General features: G+C 51.0%; 13 protein-coding genes and 1 tRNA gene. 2 read left to right on the top strand and 12 right to left on the bottom strand.

The window, feature by feature from the left end; all coding sequences use genetic code 11:
• Positions 1 to 87: 87 nt before the first annotated feature.
• The 5 genes from KF749_13515 to KF749_13495 all read right to left on the bottom strand — a co-directional run bounded on the left by KF749_13515 (position 88) and on the right by KF749_13495 (position 3,608).
• Positions 88 to 498 carry a F0F1 ATP synthase subunit epsilon gene (locus tag KF749_13515; protein MBX2992168.1) on the bottom strand — a complete coding sequence of 137 codons (411 nt, stop codon included), beginning with the start codon at positions 496 to 498 and terminating at the stop codon, positions 88 to 90.
• A 2-nt stretch (positions 499 to 500) separates the two neighbouring features.
• Positions 501 to 1,907, bottom strand: coding sequence for a F0F1 ATP synthase subunit beta (atpD, locus tag KF749_13510; protein ID MBX2992167.1), 1,407 nt, complete (start codon positions 1,905 to 1,907; stop codon positions 501 to 503).
• A 120-nt stretch (positions 1,908 to 2,027) separates the two neighbouring features.
• The gene (locus tag KF749_13505; protein MBX2992166.1) at positions 2,028 to 3,002 is read right to left on the bottom strand and encodes a YpdA family putative bacillithiol disulfide reductase; all 975 of its coding nucleotides are present in this window, start codon (positions 3,000 to 3,002) and stop codon (positions 2,028 to 2,030) included.
• Positions 3,003 to 3,068: 66 nt separating this feature from the next.
• Positions 3,069 to 3,141 (bottom strand) — tRNA-Thr (locus KF749_13500).
• 74 nt (positions 3,142 to 3,215) lie between these two features.
• The gene (locus KF749_13495; GenBank protein MBX2992165.1) at positions 3,216 to 3,608 is read right to left on the bottom strand and encodes a 4Fe-4S dicluster domain-containing protein; all 393 of its coding nucleotides are present in this window, start codon (positions 3,606 to 3,608) and stop codon (positions 3,216 to 3,218) included.
• Between the two features lie 270 nt (positions 3,609 to 3,878).
• Between KF749_13495 and KF749_13490 the strand changes: the two genes are divergently transcribed.
• On the top strand, positions 3,879 to 7,184 hold the full coding sequence (locus KF749_13490) for a TonB-dependent receptor (GenBank protein MBX2992164.1): 3,306 nt from the start codon (positions 3,879 to 3,881) through the stop codon (positions 7,182 to 7,184).
• 116 nt (positions 7,185 to 7,300) lie between these two features.
• Complete coding sequence (locus KF749_13485; GenBank protein MBX2992163.1) at positions 7,301 to 7,768, top strand: hypothetical protein; 468 nt, start codon at positions 7,301 to 7,303, stop codon at positions 7,766 to 7,768.
• Between the two features lie 8 nt (positions 7,769 to 7,776).
• On the opposite strand, the gene KF749_13480 is transcribed toward KF749_13485, so the two are convergent.
• The 7 genes from KF749_13480 to lepB (KF749_13450) form a co-directional block, all read right to left on the bottom strand.
• On the bottom strand, positions 7,777 to 8,892 hold the full coding sequence (locus KF749_13480; protein MBX2992162.1) for a glycosyltransferase family 4 protein: 1,116 nt from the start codon (positions 8,890 to 8,892) through the stop codon (positions 7,777 to 7,779).
• Positions 8,889 to 9,884, bottom strand: coding sequence for a GDP-mannose 4,6-dehydratase (locus KF749_13475; GenBank protein ID MBX2992161.1), 996 nt, complete (start codon positions 9,882 to 9,884; stop codon positions 8,889 to 8,891). Before KF749_13475 ends, KF749_13480 begins: the two co-directional genes overlap by 4 nt.
• Positions 9,885 to 9,888: 4 nt before the next feature.
• Positions 9,889 to 10,863 carry a GDP-mannose 4,6-dehydratase gene (gene gmd / locus KF749_13470; GenBank protein ID MBX2992160.1) on the bottom strand — a complete coding sequence of 325 codons (975 nt, stop codon included), beginning with the start codon at positions 10,861 to 10,863 and terminating at the stop codon, positions 9,889 to 9,891.
• The gene (locus KF749_13465; protein MBX2992159.1) at positions 10,860 to 13,547 is read right to left on the bottom strand and encodes a DUF2723 domain-containing protein; all 2,688 of its coding nucleotides are present in this window, start codon (positions 13,545 to 13,547) and stop codon (positions 10,860 to 10,862) included. The genes gmd and KF749_13465 overlap by 4 nt, the downstream gene beginning before the upstream one ends.
• 101 nt (positions 13,548 to 13,648) lie before the next feature.
• Entirely contained in the window at positions 13,649 to 14,779 is a 1,131-nt protein-coding gene (hemW, locus tag KF749_13460; protein MBX2992158.1) for a radical SAM family heme chaperone HemW, read from the bottom strand.
• 7 nt (positions 14,780 to 14,786) lie between these two features.
• On the bottom strand, positions 14,787 to 15,695 hold the full coding sequence (gene lepB, locus KF749_13455) for a signal peptidase I (GenBank protein ID MBX2992157.1): 909 nt from the start codon (positions 15,693 to 15,695) through the stop codon (positions 14,787 to 14,789).
• A complete protein-coding gene (lepB, locus tag KF749_13450) occupies positions 15,695 to 16,618 on the bottom strand; it encodes a signal peptidase I (protein MBX2992156.1) in 924 nt (307 codons plus the stop codon). Before lepB (KF749_13450) ends, lepB (KF749_13455) begins: the two co-directional genes overlap by 1 nt.
• Positions 16,619 to 16,629: the final 11 nt, after the last annotated feature.

Here is a 16,629-nt window from a genome sequence, read left to right as displayed (position 1 = left end):
TCTCGAATTTTCCATTTACTAATGAGAAAAAGCCCCATCCCGCTTCGAACGGAATAGGGCTTCCTCGTCGTCTGTCTTTGTCTCTCATTAATCCTTTTGAGTGAGACGTAACCGGTTCGTTGCCCGGGCCAACGCCAGCCGAGCGCGCTCCAGGTCAACATCCATGTGCATCGACTTCAAGCGTTGCTGGGCCCGTTCTTTCGCAGCGTTCGCACGCTCGACGTCAATCTCGTCGCTTCGTTCGACAGCATCAGCCAGCACAACAACATGATTCTGCTTCACTTCAACAAAGCCGCCACTTGTTGCATAGGATACGTCGGAGCCGCTTTTGTCCTTCACCTTGATCTCGCCAACATCAAGCGCGGAAAGAAACGGAGCGTGATTGAAGAGTACCTGAAAGTTTCCGGCAGCACCCGGGGCGCTAAGGCTCGACGCCTCGTCCTTGAAAACGACTTTTCCGGGCGTCAGAATTTCCAACTGAAACAGTTTTTCGTACATGGCTAGTTCTGCATTGCCTTTGCTTTTTCCACGGCCTCCTCAATGCCCCCGACCATGTAGAACGCATTCTCAGGCAGGTGATCGTATTCGCCATTGATGATGCCCTTGAAGCTGCGGATCGTGTCCTCCAACTTCACATACCTGCCTTGGATGCCGGTAAACTGCTCGGCAACATGGAACGGCTGCGAGAGGAATTTCTGAATTCTGCGGGCGCGGGATACCGTGAGTTTGTCCTCATCCGAAAGTTCATCCATACCGAGGATATTGATAATATCCTGAAGGTCTTTGTACGTCTGAAGGATTTGCTTTACAGATTTGGCAACTGCATAGTGTTCCTCACCCACCACAAGCGGGTCGAGGATACGCGATGTAGAGTCGAGCGGATCGACTGCTGGATAAATGCCAAGGTCGGAAATCTGGCGGCTCAACACCGTAGTAGCATCAAGGTGGGAGAATGTGGTTGCCGGTGCCGGGTCGGTCAAGTCGTCAGCCGGCACATAGATTGCCTGCACCGACGTGATGGAGCCTTTCTTGGTTGAAGTAATGCGCTCCTGAAGTTCTCCCATTTCCGAACCGAGGGTCGGCTGGTATCCCACTGCAGAAGGCATACGCCCGAGCAGGGCCGAAACTTCAGAACCCGCCTGCACAAACCGGAAGATGTTGTCGATGAAGAGCAACACGTCCTTTCCTTCTTCTTCGCGGAAATACTCCGCGATGGTAAGCGCTGTCAACGCAACACGCGAGCGCGCTCCCGGAGGCTCATTCATCTGGCCAAACACCAACGCGGTTTTATTCAACACGCCAGACTCTTTCATTTCAAGCCAGAGGTCATTTCCTTCACGAGTACGCTCGCCAACGCCGCCAAACACAGAAAAGCCGCCGTGCTGCTTTGCAATATTGTTGATGAGCTCCATGATGATAACCGTCTTGCCGACACCGGCGCCGCCAAAGAGTCCTGTCTTCCCGCCTTTTGAATAGGGTTCGAGAAGATCAATAACCTTGATGCCGGTCTCGAACAACTCCTTCTTCGTGGAGAGATCTGAAAATTTCGGGGCGGGACGATGAATGGGATAGCGTTGCTTGGTATTGATCGGTCCCAACTCGTCAATGCCTTCGCCGGTTACGTTAATCAACCTGCCTAATGCTTCAGGACCAACAGGAACCGTAATCGGTCCGCCGATATCAATAGCCTTCTCGCCGCGCGCCAACCCGTCCGTGGAATCCATGGCAACCGTACGAACGATGTTATCGCCCAAATGTTGCTGCACTTCTACAATCAGATCTTCGGTTTTTCCATTTGAAACCGGCCGGGGAATTTTAAGTGCGTTCAGAATTGCGGGAAGTTTTCCGCCGGAGAAGTCGATATCAACCACCGGTCCGATAATCTGGACGATTTTGCCTTCGTTCATTCAGTTCCTTTCTCGTGGAGATAATGTGGGTTGGATGAATTTCTGGCGCACAAATTAGCCAAAAAGAGGGTCAGAATCAATGAGTGGTCGGATATTGCCGATGAGATCCTCTTGCAAGAATCACGCTTGGTTTTCGTGCTGTTTCGCAAGAATAGCCGAAACGATAACAGCGCCGTGCAGTCTGCCGTTCTCAACAAAAATCTTATTGTTGTTTCTCCCGGCGACAATTGAGCCGCAAACATAGAGTCCCGGCACATTAGTCTCCAGCGTGTTGGGAGTGTGAACCGGGGCAAGGTTGTCGGGATTGATCTCAACTCCGTACTTCTTGAGGTGCATTGTGCTCGGGTGGAAGCCAATTAGGACAAACACGAAATCACTCTTCAGTTCTTCGTATTTGTCAGATGTTTGCACTGTAATGCAATCTTGCCCGATTTCCTTTACGGTTGTATTGAAAAGAGCGCGAATCTCGCCATTCTTTATTCGATTTTCGATATCGGGAAGAATCCAGTATTTCACGCCGTTGCTGAGTTCAGGCCCGCGGTGAATCAATGTTACGCGGGCTCCATGCCGGTACAGATCAAGAGCCGCCTCGACAGCAGAATTCCTCCCGCCAACGACTGCAACATCCATCCCGAAGAACTCAAACGGCTCGCGATAATAATGCGCGACATTCGGCAATTCCTCGCCCGAAACTCCGAGCTTGTTGGGATTATCGTAGTAGCCGGTCGCAACCACGACATGCCTGGCTTCATACACCTTGCCGCGTTGTGTTGTGATGGTGAAGTGGGATTCTTGCTTCTGCACCTTCTCGACTCCATCGAGAGTTCGCACATCGAGACGATAGTGGAACACAACGCGTTGATAATAGTTAATGGTATCGACCCGTGTCGGACGTGTTGACGGAATGACGAAAGGAACATCGCCGATCTCCAGCAGCTCGGGGGTCGAGAACCAAATCAGACCGGTCGGGAAGCGACGGATAGCATCTACAACGCTGCCCTTGTCCAGCACAACCGCAGATAGGCCGGCCTTCTTGGCTTCTATTGCGCAAGCAAGTCCGGCGGGGCCTGCACCGATAATCACAATGTCGAACATATTCTCTTCTCCAAAAACACGTAGAGACGTTCATTCGAACGTCTCTACATTGAGATACAATACCTGAGCTGGCGGGCGGACTTGAACCGTCGACCTGCTGATTACGAATCAGCTGCTCTACCAACTGAGCTACGCCAGCGACTTTTCCGCACTCATTTTAATGAAAATCGGTAAGAGAATCAATGAATGCTGTTTTGTGTATTTGTTGCCAATTCAGCCGACTTCGACCTTGCTCCCCGGCAGAGGCAAAGGCCCTTTCTCAACAACTTCAATCCCTGATCCTCGAATCCACTCTGCATCAGGTAACACGGAACGCTCCGTCCATTCAACAGCGACCTGTAGCGCTTCACCGCTCGGAATCATCTCAATGGTTTCCCACGGGCAGTATTTCACGCACAACTTGCACCCGATACAAATATCCAAATCAATCTCGACAAGTTTCTTGTGCACGTCGTATTCCGGACCGGGGACAGTAAGCATGCAATCCACCGGGCAGAATTCGATGCAGACTTCGCATCCGGTACATCCCGCCTGGTTGATGACGGCAAGTTCACGCGGACGCTTCTTGGCTTTTGCAGGTGCTGACTGAGTTGTTGCGTCTGCCATAGTAAAACTCCTGAGGAAATAAGGAAAGAACAGTTGCACAATTCAATATAATCGAAAACTGTATCGAATTGCAATACCGCAAGTCAGTTCAAAATTTACGATTCGATAACACGGCGGGACTTGTTTTTGAGTTTTGGCTTGTGTAAGTTTCTGCAGCCTCAAGAAGCCAACCCTGAGGATCCATCCTGCACCACATCTGGTGCGATTCTTTGAAAAGCAAATCCAAAACCACAATTCACAAATCCATTAACTCATATAAGGAACTCCCCTATGAGGACTTCAAGTACAGTTTGTACGTTGATCCTCTTCCTTTGTGTGATGGCAACCCAAACCGCCTTGTCACAGGGCGTTACGACTGCTGCCATTAACGGGAAGGTAATTAGCAAAAGCGGCGAAGCGCTTCCGGGCGCAAACGTGGTCGCCGTTCACACTCCCAGCGGAACGACATACGGAACAAGCACACGTACCGACGGACGGTACGCATTGCCAAACCTGCGCGTCGGCGGACCCTATACGGTGACCGCGTCGCTGGTTGGATACCAAAAACAAGCTCAGGAACGCGTCTTTCTGCAGCTTTCTCAAGCATTCGATCTCGATTTCTCTCTCTCCGAAGAAGCAGTAACAGGCGAGGAAATTCTCGTTGTGGGCGAGCAATCCGCCATTTTGAATGCTTCGCGGACCGGCGCGGCCACTTCAGTTGCGAGGGAAGCGCTTGAAGCCCTGCCGACAATCAACAGAACGCTTGCCGACTATACACGCTTGACACCGCAAGCTTCGGGTACCTCCTTTGCTGGACAGGACAATCGCCTGAACAACGTAACAATCGACGGGTCGTATTTCAACAACTCGTTTGGTTTGGCAGGTTCACCGGGAGATCGGACAAATGTTGCTCCTGTTTCTCTGGATGCAATTGAGCAGGTTCAAGTCAATATCGCACCGTACGATGTTCGTCAGGGGAACTTTGTTGGCGCAGGCATCAATACTGTGACGAAGAGTGGAACAAATGAGTTTTCCGGTTCTGCTTACTACCTCTTCCGCCACCAAGGCTTGGTGGGACTGAAGGCGGGAGAGTTGTCGCGCGATCCGGGAACCTTCAAGTACAGACAAGTAGGCGCTCGCGTTGGCGGACCGATCATCGAGAACAAGCTCTTCTTCTTCGGAAGTTTTGAAGATGAATCGCTCACTCAACCGGGCACGACCTACAAGGCGAACAAAGGCGGCGAACCTGTGGGCGGCAACACAACACGTGTCCTCGCATCCGAACTGGATGCTTTGAGCAGTTATTTGAAGACGAATTTTAACTACGACACCGGACCTTATGAAGGATACGATTTCGAAACTCCCGCCCGGAGGATTATTGCAAAAATCGATTACAATCTTGATGAGAACAACAAGATCAGTCTCCGCTACAACCATTTGGATTCGGAAACCGATGTGCTGTTGTCAAATTCCTCCTCCTTAGGTGCTGGCGGAAGAAGAAGCACTACCAACGGGCTCAACTTCGCGAACTCGAACTACGGTATTCTCGAAAATATTCGATCGATCGTGGGTGAATGGAATGCTGTCGTCGGCGATAATATGGCCAACAACCTCATTGTCGGATATTCGCACCACGACGAAAGCCGTGCCACACGGGGCACGTTCTTCCCGATGGTTGATATTTTCTCGGGCAGCGCCGTTTACACTACTTTCGGCTTTGAGCCATTCACGCCAAACAATGAGCTGCGTTACAGCAGTTGGCAACTGCAGAACAACTTCACGATCTACAAACCCGACCATACTATTACGCTCGGATTAAGCGCGGAACGGTACGAATCGGAAAACGTCTTCTTCCCGGGATCGCAAAGTGTGTACGTCTACAACTCTCTGCAGGACTTCTACGATGATGCCAACGATTTCCTGGCTAACCCAAACCGAACGGTTTCTCCTGTCACTTTGAGAACCTTCCAAGTACGCTGGTCGAACATTCCGGGTTTGGAAAAACCGGTTCAGCCGCTGAAGGTGTTCTACGGCGGCTTGTATGCACAGGACGAATGGCAAGCAACGAATGACCTCAAGCTGACGCTGGGCCTGAGAATTGACGTACCGTTCTTCAGCAAAACAGGCTACGCGAATGCGAATGCCGATACGACAACATTCAGGGATGAAACCGGAGCCCCGGTCAAATACAAATCCGACAAGCTGCCCGATCCGAATGTACTTTTCTCCCCACGACTTGGCTTTAACTGGGATGTGATGGGCGATCGCAGCACGCAGATTCGCGGCGGAACGGGAGTTTTCACGGGCCGTCCAGCCTACGTCTGGATTTCCAATCAAATCGGAAACACCGGCGTGTTGACAGGTTTTTCGAGCGTTTCCAACACAACTGCACGGCCGTTCAATCCGAATCCCGATCACTACAAACCAACGAACGTTACCGGCGCACCGGCTACCTCATACGAACTCGCGCTAACCGACCCGAATTTCCGGTTCCCGCAACTCTGGAGAAGCAATCTTGCGGTTGACCAGAAACTTCCCTATGGCTTGATTGGAACTGCGGAAGTTCTTTACGGACGTGACGTAAACGGAGTATATTATATCAATGCCAATCTGCCCGCGGCACAAACCAACTTTACCGGCGTTGATAGTCGTCCGCGCTGGACTAATAACAGAATCAACAATGTGGCCGGCAATGCGATTTCGAATGCCACTGTATTGAAGAACCAGAATGTGGGATTCACGTGGAATCTCTCGGCTGCACTGGAAAAACCGTGGAGCGACAACTGGTTTGCAAAGGCTGCATACAGTTATGCAATCTCGAAGAACACGGTTGACCCCGGCTCGATTGCATTCGGATCATGGAGTTCAAACCCGATTTCCCGGGACCCGAATAATCCGGGTGTCGGATACTCAAGCGCTTTCGGTGGCGGCTCAACGGGACACAGGATTTTTGCAACGGCATCCTACCGCCTCGAATACTTCGACTTCGGAGCAACAACCATTTCGCTATTCTGGGAAGGAGTCCGGGCCACGTATTTGGGGTATGGAAACTTCAGCTTCACGTTCAGCAACGATATGAACGGCGACGGAGCCACCAATGACCTCATCTATATCCCGCGTGACGCAAGCGAGATGAATTTTGTGCAGTATACTGCAAGCGGCAGGACATTCACCGTGCAGGAGCAAATTGACGCGTTTAATTCATACATCAGCAACGACAAGTATCTCAGCAAGAACCGAGGAAAGTATGCCGAGCGCGGCGCAGCAATGCTACCGATGGTGTACAGGGCAGACTTGAGTATTGCGCAGGAAGTTTTCACCGATCTTCTTGAAAAGCGCAACACGCTTCAGTTCAGAATCGACCTTCTGAACGTCGGCAATCTGCTCAACAAGAAGTGGGGCGTCGGACAGCGATACAAGAACACCAATAACGCCACGGTACGTCCGCTAACATCCATGGCACCGCTTGCCGACGGCGCGGCGCGCTATACGTTGGCAAATATAGGAGGACAATTGTTAGACAATCCCCTCGAACAGACCACCGAACTTGCGGATGTGTTCAGGATTCAGTTGGGAGTGAGATACATCTTCAACTGAACAGGCGTCCGTGTAGCTCTTCGACAAGGCCCTGCAGCTACCTTCGCTGCGGGGCTTTGTGTTATCTTGATTTCGTGGTTCAACTTTCTTATATGAATACGAGAAAGGAGGCTTGAATGGAAGAACAGATCCTCAAAGAGATCCTTCAAGAAATGAAGGGTATGCGCGCCGAGCAAGAGGCTACCCGTGAGGAAATGAAGGGTATGCGCGCCGAGCAAGAGGCTACCCGCCAGGAAGTCCACGGAATGCGCCAAGAACTCGGCGAAACAAACTCGCGATTGCAGTCCCTTGAGCAGACGACTAACAAACGATTCGAATCTCTTGAGCAAACGACTAACAGACGATTCGAATCTCTCGAACAGACGACCAACAAGCGATTCCAATCTTTAGAGTCACGATTTGACGGCCTTCAAGCCTCCGTTCAGGTTCTCACGCAAGGATTCTCTGACGTGCGCTACGAGCTTGTTGAGATCAAGAAACTTCTCGCTACTCGAGTCATTTGGAACAATGACACGGTTTCATTTCAGGTGAGAGAGGGTGAGACGCTTTATGGTATTATCCGGAAGGAAGAGAAAAAGGAGTAGCCCGGCAATCATCGGCTGACGAGCCGTTTTCGCAACAGACCAAGGGTCTCCTCTGCTGCGTGATCCCAATCGAATTTTTTTGACCACTCAACTGCATTGCTTGCAAGCCGGCGTCTAAGCGCTTCATCTGTAAGAAGTTGCAGCATTTTCGAGGAAAGGTCGGCCACGTTTCCGAACTCATAAAGCAACCCTGTTTTACCGTTCTGTACGGCATCGCGCAGACCCTCGACATTGCTTGCTACAACCGGAGTGCCGCATGCATTCGCTTCGATTACCGTGAGCCCCCACCCTTCTTTCGATGATGTTGTGACTTTGAGCCACATGTGTTGCAACAGTGCTATTTTCCTCTCTTCCGAAACAAAGCCTGTAAACTCAACAGCCTTACTCAACCCCAGTTGCCTTGCCATTGCCTCGAGTCTTGGCCTGTCATCTCCTTCTCCGACGATTACCGCCTTGAGGTTCGGAACGTGATTCATCACGACAGGAAGTGACAACAGAAAATGATCAACGCTTTTGTACTTCTTCAACCTTCCGAAATACCCTATGAGAGGAGTCGGACTTTTGACCGCGCCTTTGAGATGATGTGTGGAATGATCAACACCGTAATGTATCAGGGACACCTCCTCTGCAGAAAAGCCGGCCTGCTTCAGTTCCCGTTCCGTACTTGGTGAACCCACGATAAAGGGGATGCGTCGATTCTTATATAGTGCAACGGCCGCCTGCTCCATCCCATACACATACGAAGCAAGCAGGAGATTCGTCTCAAGAAAAATACTCTTGCCGAATAAATGATGAGTTACGCCGTAAATCGGTTCTCGTACGAAGAGTGGGGTGAAGAACGGAATCTTGTTCATATCATCAACAACTATGTCGTACCGATCTTTCCGGAACCGCGTCAGGTATTCGAACACAAATCTGAAGTTGAACAAGAATCTCCCTCCCCTGCGGATAACGCGGATTCCGTTCAGACTCTCTTCAGAAGCGGCCCCGGGAAATGTCGAGCAGGCAAGAGTTACCCTGTGTCCCTTCGCCGCAATGCGCTCGAAAACTTCATGGAGATGGACTTCAGCGCCACCGGCTTGCGGATTCTTGATATCCTGCCAGTTGACAACGAGAATATTCATCGGGAGGGGGTAACACCGGATGCAGTTGGGCGGAGTTCGTTCATCCAATACATGTACGTATCGGCAATTGTCGTGCTCAGGGAAATTTCGGGCTTCCATCCGGTTGCAGCGTGCAACCGACCGTAGCTTGCCGACACAACAGCTACATCGTACGAACGAACTCGCTGTTGCTCCTGGACTATCTCGACCTGAAGACCGCTTGCTTCACGAAGCATCGCGAGTACATCACGAATCTCAACAGAATGGCCGGAGCAAACATTGAACGCAGTGTGATCGGACTGTTTATCAAACAACTTCCAATATGCCTTTACGACATCGCGAACGTCCGTGAAATCTCGCTTTGCTGAAATGTTACCGACGTGTAGCACAGGTCGGCGTTTCTTCAGCGAGATTTCTGCAAACTGTCGGGCAAAATCCGAAACAACGAATGAGGGGTTCTGTCTTGGTCCTGCATGGTTAAACGGGCGGACAATGACTACATCTACCCCGAAGGAGTATGCATATTGATGGGCAATAATATCCAGTGCGGCTTTGCTTGCAGCATAGGGAGTTGTCGGTGAGAATGGATGATCCTCCGTGATCGGCAGACGGTCCGGCGCCACCCGGCCGTACGTCTCGCCGCTCGTCACAACAAGAACAGAAGGCGAAGTTCCGGTGGCTACCTTCACTTTTCGTGCGGCATCAAGTATCGACAAACCTCCGATGAGATTCGCTTGAAACGTCTCCATGGGGTTGCTCATCGAAGCGGGCACAAAAGCCTGCCCGGCGATGTGGAGAATCCTTTCAGGACGAATTGACTGAACAAGTTCTTCGACTCGTCCGGGATTCGTTATGTCCGCTTGATGAAGTACAAGAGAGGGTTTGAGATGGGCAATATTCCGCAGCTCGTCGAAGCGAAGGATCGTTCCGTGTACTTCTGCACCCTCCGTCACCAACAGGTCGGCTGCATGGCTTCCTACAAATCCATCAATACCCGTAATCAGAACGCGCATTCGGCTACCGGACGCCTTTGCCGTTCTGCAGTCGGACAAGGTCCGCATCAACCATCATGCGAACGAGACCCTCGAAGTTTACGCGGGGCTTCCAGCCGAGGATCCTTTTTGCTTTATTCGGACTGCCGACAAGTTGGTCGACTTCCGCTGGACGGAAGAATTTCTTGTCCACTTTCACATACTTCTTCCAATTCAACCCGACATGATCAAAAGCAATCTGCGCAAACTCGCGTACGGAATGTGTTTCACCCGTGGCAATAACAAAATCCTGCGCTTCCTTTTGTTGAAGCATCAGCCACATCGCTTCCACGTAGTCGCCGGCAAAACCCCAGTCACGCTTCGCATCCAGGTTGCCGAGGCGAAGTTCCTTCGCCACACCGAGTTTGATGCGGGCAACCGCATCGGTGATCTTGCGCGTCACAAATTCCAGACCCCGACGCGGCGATTCATGATTGAACAGAATTCCCGACACAGCAAACATATTGTAGCTTTCCCGATAGTTCACGGTGATGAAATGTCCGTACACCTTCGCCACACCGTACGGACTGCGGGGATAGAAGGGCGTCTTTTCGGTTTGGGGGATTTCCAGAACCTTGCCGAACATTTCACTGCTGCTTGCCTGATAGAACTTGATCTTCCGGTTCATCAGGCGGATTGCTTCGAGCACCTTCGTAACGCCGAGGGCTGTAAATTCCCCCGTCAGCGCGGGTTGAATCCAGGATGTCGGCACGAACGACTGTGCAGCGAGATTGTAGATCTCATCGGGCTGTGCTTCTTCGATCAGATCGATCAGCGAAAGCTGGTCAAGCAAATCTGCCTGGGCAATCTTGATTTTTGCACGAAGATGTTCGATTCGCTCGAAGTTCTCCGTGCTTGCGCGACGAACCATCCCTGTCACATGGTAACCCTTCGAAAGCAGCAGTTCCGCCAGATAGGAACCGTCCTGACCGGTAACGCCGGTAATGAGGGCTCTTTTCATTTACTCTGTCCTAAGGTATCAGTCTTTTGTTGTGTGGATTGGAGCGCCTGTAATGCTGTTATTCTCTGAGAGATATTCGGGTCGCCCGGAAACATTGCCTGCAACCGGTTCAGAATATCAATCGCCTTGGCATACTCCCTTCTATTCTCATAAATCTCCAGCAACACGCGGAACGGATTGTAGTACGAGCTCATATTGTACTCACCCCGGTCGATGGCGCGCAACAATTCGGGCTCGATATCTGAAATCATTTTTTCATATGTCTCAGCTCTTCCGAGACGAAGATAGAATGCCGCAACATCGGACGACAACTCCCATCCCATAGGAATTTTCGACCGCGGAACAAGATACTCCATCCGATCCAATGCTGCCAACGCTTTTTCCGGGTTGTTCGTGACGTTGCCGTGATACAAGGCCATGCGAATGAACGCCGAACGATAATTAATCATCAACCGCGTTGTATTTTCGTTGTAGTATACGTTCGGATCGTTGATGCCGCGGAACTTGTACCCGTACTGATGCGTCTTGGAGAATCCTTCGGGTTCATTGAAGAGATTTGTTTCAAGAATCTCCGGATTGATGCCGGCATCCTGGCTGGGAATCTTGTGCGGCTCCAACCTCCACGCCAATCCGTTGAACCATAGATATTCATCCAAGCCAATCTTACTGTCGGGCGAGCAGGTCACTGCAAAGTAAACCGGCCGCTCCCATTTGTTCGTCATGATGATATCCTGGACGAGAATATCTTGAACACGGATCGCCGAGACTTCGCCAAAGCGCAAAGTCGGACGCATCGTGAATTCAATCCTCCCCTTGTTCACCCAAGCAGTATCCGTTACGCCGAACCTGGAATACACGTCTGCGGAAACGGGAAGCGACATGGCTCTGGCTTCGAATTGAATGGGCTGGATGGCCTCAATCTGACGATCGGACAGACTTATGGGTACCGCCTTCGCCTCGGTGTAGTACGGCTTATTCTTCATCTGTTGAATATACCAGGGAGTATTCACGAGGCTCAGATTGACGATCCGGACGTCGCGCCGGATGCCCTCGACATCCTGCAAATACCAGAGCGGAAATGTGTCGTTATCCCCGTTCGTGAAGAGAATTGCATCCGGCTCACAGGTTTGCAGAATATTGTACGAATAATCCCACGCAACATAGTCTCCTCTGCGGTCATGCGACTCGAAGTTCACACGAATGAGGTTCGCCGGGATCGCGCCAAGAAAAAGGATAACACTTGCAGCCGCAATGGCGGTTGCCGAAATCGGGATTTTCCTGCGTAACGTATCGATGATCCCCACAAGGCCGATTGCTATCCAGACTGAAAAAATGTAGTACGCCCCGACGTAGAAATAATCACGCTCGCGTGGCTGCGGCTCTTGCTGATTCTGATACAGCGCGAGTATCGGGCCAAGGATAATAAATGCGGCCAGCAGCGTTAAACCCATTTTCCAGTCACGCCTGAAGTGATAGTAGAATCCGAACAACCCTATGAGTAGCGGAATGGCAAACGTATCCTTTGCGGCCACGCCTGCATCCTGATAGTCTCCGGCACTGCCAACAAAGTTCCAGCCCATGTACCGGAAGAACATGTGATTCAGCTGATAGCGAATCAGGAAATCCATGTCGCTTGTGTAATTGGTGTAGATTCCCTGATGCTGGGGTTCCTGGCTGTACCGCCGCTTGACAAACGGCGCATCGCCGTATTGTTCACGACCAAGGTAAGAAGTCAACCGCGCAAGATTGCTCGGATCGTTTTCATTCATAGGCGGATTTTCATTCGCCCTGATGATGACACTCGTGTAGGTCGTATATCCGAAGAAAATCATCACGCCGGAGAGTAATGCAATGTGCAGCGTTTTCTTCTTATGAACATACGAGTAGTAAATGCCGTACATGCTGCCCCCCAACAACAGCCAGGGCAGAAATTCCCACACGGCACTTCTCTGCCCTTGAAACTCGCCATCCATCATTCCGGGCATCCACTTCACGATTCCGGGATACACAACAAAGAACACCGCAACGGCAACCGCGCCAAACTTGATAAAGCTGTTGAGCGAGTATTCATACCGCTGAAAGTAGATGATCATCAACACAGGGAAGATTGCAAGCAGGGCCAGCAAATGAACGCCCAACGACAAGCCGATCAGATACGCGATCAGAAGAATATACTTCTCGTTTCCTTCGTTGTTCGCACGTTCCAGCCACCGCATAACAAGCCACAGGATTGTAGTAAGGAAGAACATACTTGCGCCGTACACTTCGGCCTCAATGGAGTTATCCCAGTATGTTGTTGTAAACGCAAGCGTCATGGCGCCGATAAACGAAGTCCCGTAAGTGGTGATCTTATCCGCAAGCGTTTCAGCGGAACCCCTGATCTTGATGATCACGCGTACCATGAACAGGTACGCAAACATGATTGCCAGAGCGCTCAAGCATGCAGAAAGCAGATGTGCGCGCACGGCAAGATCCTCCGCAATCGGAAACATCATGCCTACGCGGGTAAGAATCAGGAACAACGGCGCACCCGGCGGATGCGGCACTTGCATCATGTAGGCGGCAGCAATAAACTCACCTACATCCCAAAACACGACGGTGGGAGCGATGGTAAAGGCATACATGACCATCGGAACAAGGAATGCCAGCGCGCCGATGATACGATTCAACGTCTTGTGCGTCATAGACCCTCGATTATTCGGACAAAACAACAGATTTGGTGAGTAACAAGTGTAACCAAGATAGGCGAAAAACGGTTGAGTTTCAATGAAAATCAGGGGATGCGCTACATGAGGCGAGCACAGATTTCGTCACAGATCAGATAGCCCTTTTGCGTGAGACGAAGGATATTGCCGTCGAATGTTGCCGAACCTGCCTCAACCAAATCGGGAATCATGCGAATATGCGGGTTTGCAGAAGATGGAAATTCAGCGTCCAACCGCCTCACGTCCAATCCATCGCTCCGCAAACCAAGCAAAATTCTCTCGGTGCGGAGTTGGCGTGACGAGAGCATCTCTTCAGTCAGCAGCGGAAGCTTTCCCTCGTGCAATGCAGAACAGTAGTGCGAAAGGTTTGCAATATTGAACCAACGTTTCGATTCGCCGGCCTCCCTCCAGAATGAATGTGCAGAAGGCCCGAAGCTGAGGTAGTTTTCGTGCTTCCAGTAGTTGTAGTTGTGGCGCGAGCGGAAGCCGGGCTTTGCATAATTCGAGACTTCGTAATGTTCAAATCCATGCGCTTCAAGAAACGACATCGTCATTTCGTAGAATTCAGCCTCCTCGTCCGAAGGCTTCGGCGACACGAGCCGCGAGCTTACCATTCTCGACAACGGCGTATTATCCTCCACAATCAAACCGTACGCGGAAATATGATCGGGAGAAAGCGCTACCGCCTTTTGCAGGTTTGCTTCCCAACGTTCTTTTGTCTGATCAGGCAGAGCATAAATCAAATCGATACTCAGATTGTCGAACCCTGCTTCACGGGCAAAACTGATGCAGTCAAACGCTTGAGCGCTGTTGTGAATCCTGCTTAGGAACCGCAGTTCATCCTCGTGAAACGATTGCACGCCAATGCTCAGCCTGTTCACTCCCAGTGAGTGATACGCAAAGAGTTTTTCCTTCGTTACTGTTCCGGGATTGGTTTCAACCGTAATTTCAGCATCCGATTCGATGGAGTATGTACGATGAAGATGCGAGAGGATCGATTCCAATTGTTTCGGCCCGAGAAGCGATGGCGTTCCTCCGCCGAAGAAGATCGTCTCAAATGATTCCTTCTTGCCAAATCCGGCATACGCATCAATCTCGACATGCAAAGCAGCAAGAAAATCCTCCATCGGGGAAAAATTCTCGATTGAATAGAAGTCACAATAGATGCACTTCTTTTCACAGAACGGAATATGCAGATATAGCGAAGCCATTGCCATGCTACCGGATAATCATCCCTAATCTCTCCCAACGGACATTATTGAGGCGGGACCAAAACGAGCTGCCAGCACTTCCTTCATTCCAAGACCAGTAGATGAGAAACGCCTTTCCAATGATGCAATCCTCCGGAACAAACCCCCAAAACCGGCTGTCGAGCGAGTTGTCCCGATTGTCGCCGATGACAAAGTAATAGTTCTTCCGCACGACATACCGGTCCTGTACAATACCGTCAACCGTGACACGGCCTTCCGGGTCCAGCCGGATTTCATGCCCTTCGTGCTCAACTACACCCTTCGCGGCCATAAACGTATCATGATCAAGATGTAATGTGTCGCCCTGCTTCGGCACAACGAGGGCGCCGTAGTTGTCTTCGTTGTATTTGGAACCCTTGGGAAAAATCCGTGAATCGCCGTACCCCTCGGGGAAAATGCTGCGTGTTCCTTTCTTCGCGGACTGCGGCGGTGCAATGGCAGCGCCGTTTACCGTCACCTTCCTGTTCACGATTGAAATCGTGTCGCCCGGCAATGCGATGCACCGCTTGACGTAGCTTGTCGAAAAAGATGAGTATCGTTCCTGCGCATCCTCCGGAAGCCTGAACACAAGAATATCGCCCCTGCGCGGTGACGTGATGGCAGGAAACCGAAGTTGGGGAAGTTCGATACGAGTGAAGGGAACATACTGCGGCGATTGCGCACCGTAGATAAATTTGTTGGCGAGAAGGAAGTCCCCGACAAGCAATGTATTCTCCATCGATGCCGAGGGAATACGATACGCCTCCACAACACATGTTTTAAGAAATACGGCAATCAGAATGGTGAGGATGAGGATCTGGATATAGTCCCGTGTGCGCAAGGAGGGCACTTCTACTTCGGGCGAAGCACCCTCGTTCATGCCGGACACAGTGTGCATTATTTGATCAGCATCCCGATTCTGTTGAACCGGATGGTGGTCAGCTTGCCAATCAGATCGGAGAAGATTGAGAAGTCGGGATTCCACGACCAATACACAATCAACGGCGAGCCGACGATACTCTCCTTCGGAATGAAGCCCCAGAATCGTCCGTCGAGACTATTGTCGCGGTTGTCTCCCATTCCGAAGGCATAGTCACGCTTCACAACGTAGCGTTGCGTGGGTGTTCCATCAATCGTCATTTTTCCTTCCCCGTCGAAACCAACCTTGCTTCCCTCCCGCTCGATAAACGTCTTCCAACGATCAAGCGTCGCCTGTGAAAGCGTTATGACGTCGCCTTTCGAAGGGATGACCACGGGTCCCCAGTTGTCTTCGTTGAATGCTTCGCCTTTGGGGAAAATCCGCGGATCTGCAACTCCTGCAGGAATAATGCGAGGACTGTTGAACTTGACATTTCTCGGAAAATCAACATGCTTTCCGTTTACATAGATATGCCTGTCACGGATAAGTACTGTATCCCCGCTCAATGCAATGCAACGCTTCAGGTAGAACATGAATTCCGGTGATTCCGCCTCATCGCGCTGTCCCGGAAACTCGAAGACAATCACGTCGCCGCGCTCAACGTCCCGCCATTTGAGAAATGGAAGAACATCCGTTACGCGAAACCACGGAACCCGGATATTAGTGAGAGGAATTGTCCGTGGCGTGCTGCCGCCGTAAATGAACTTGTTGACAAAGAGAAAATCCCCAGCCATGATTTCGTTTTCCATCGAGCCGGTCGGCACTTCGAAAGCGGCCAGTACCATGCTGTTCAGGACAAGAAAAGCGCCGACAACGAACACGAAATCCTTGAAGAAATCCTTTGCCTTGCCGACTGCGGTTGATGCAGATGCCTTGCTCTTGTCGGTTACTTCTTTTGCCATACGTTATTCCT

Source organism: Bacteroidota bacterium (genome assembly GCA_019637975.1).
Lineage (GTDB): Bacteria > Bacteroidota > Ignavibacteria > UBA10030 > UBA6906 > CAADGV01.
Note: the sequence above shows the minus strand (reverse complement) of the source record. Positions and strands in the feature narration are given on the sequence as shown.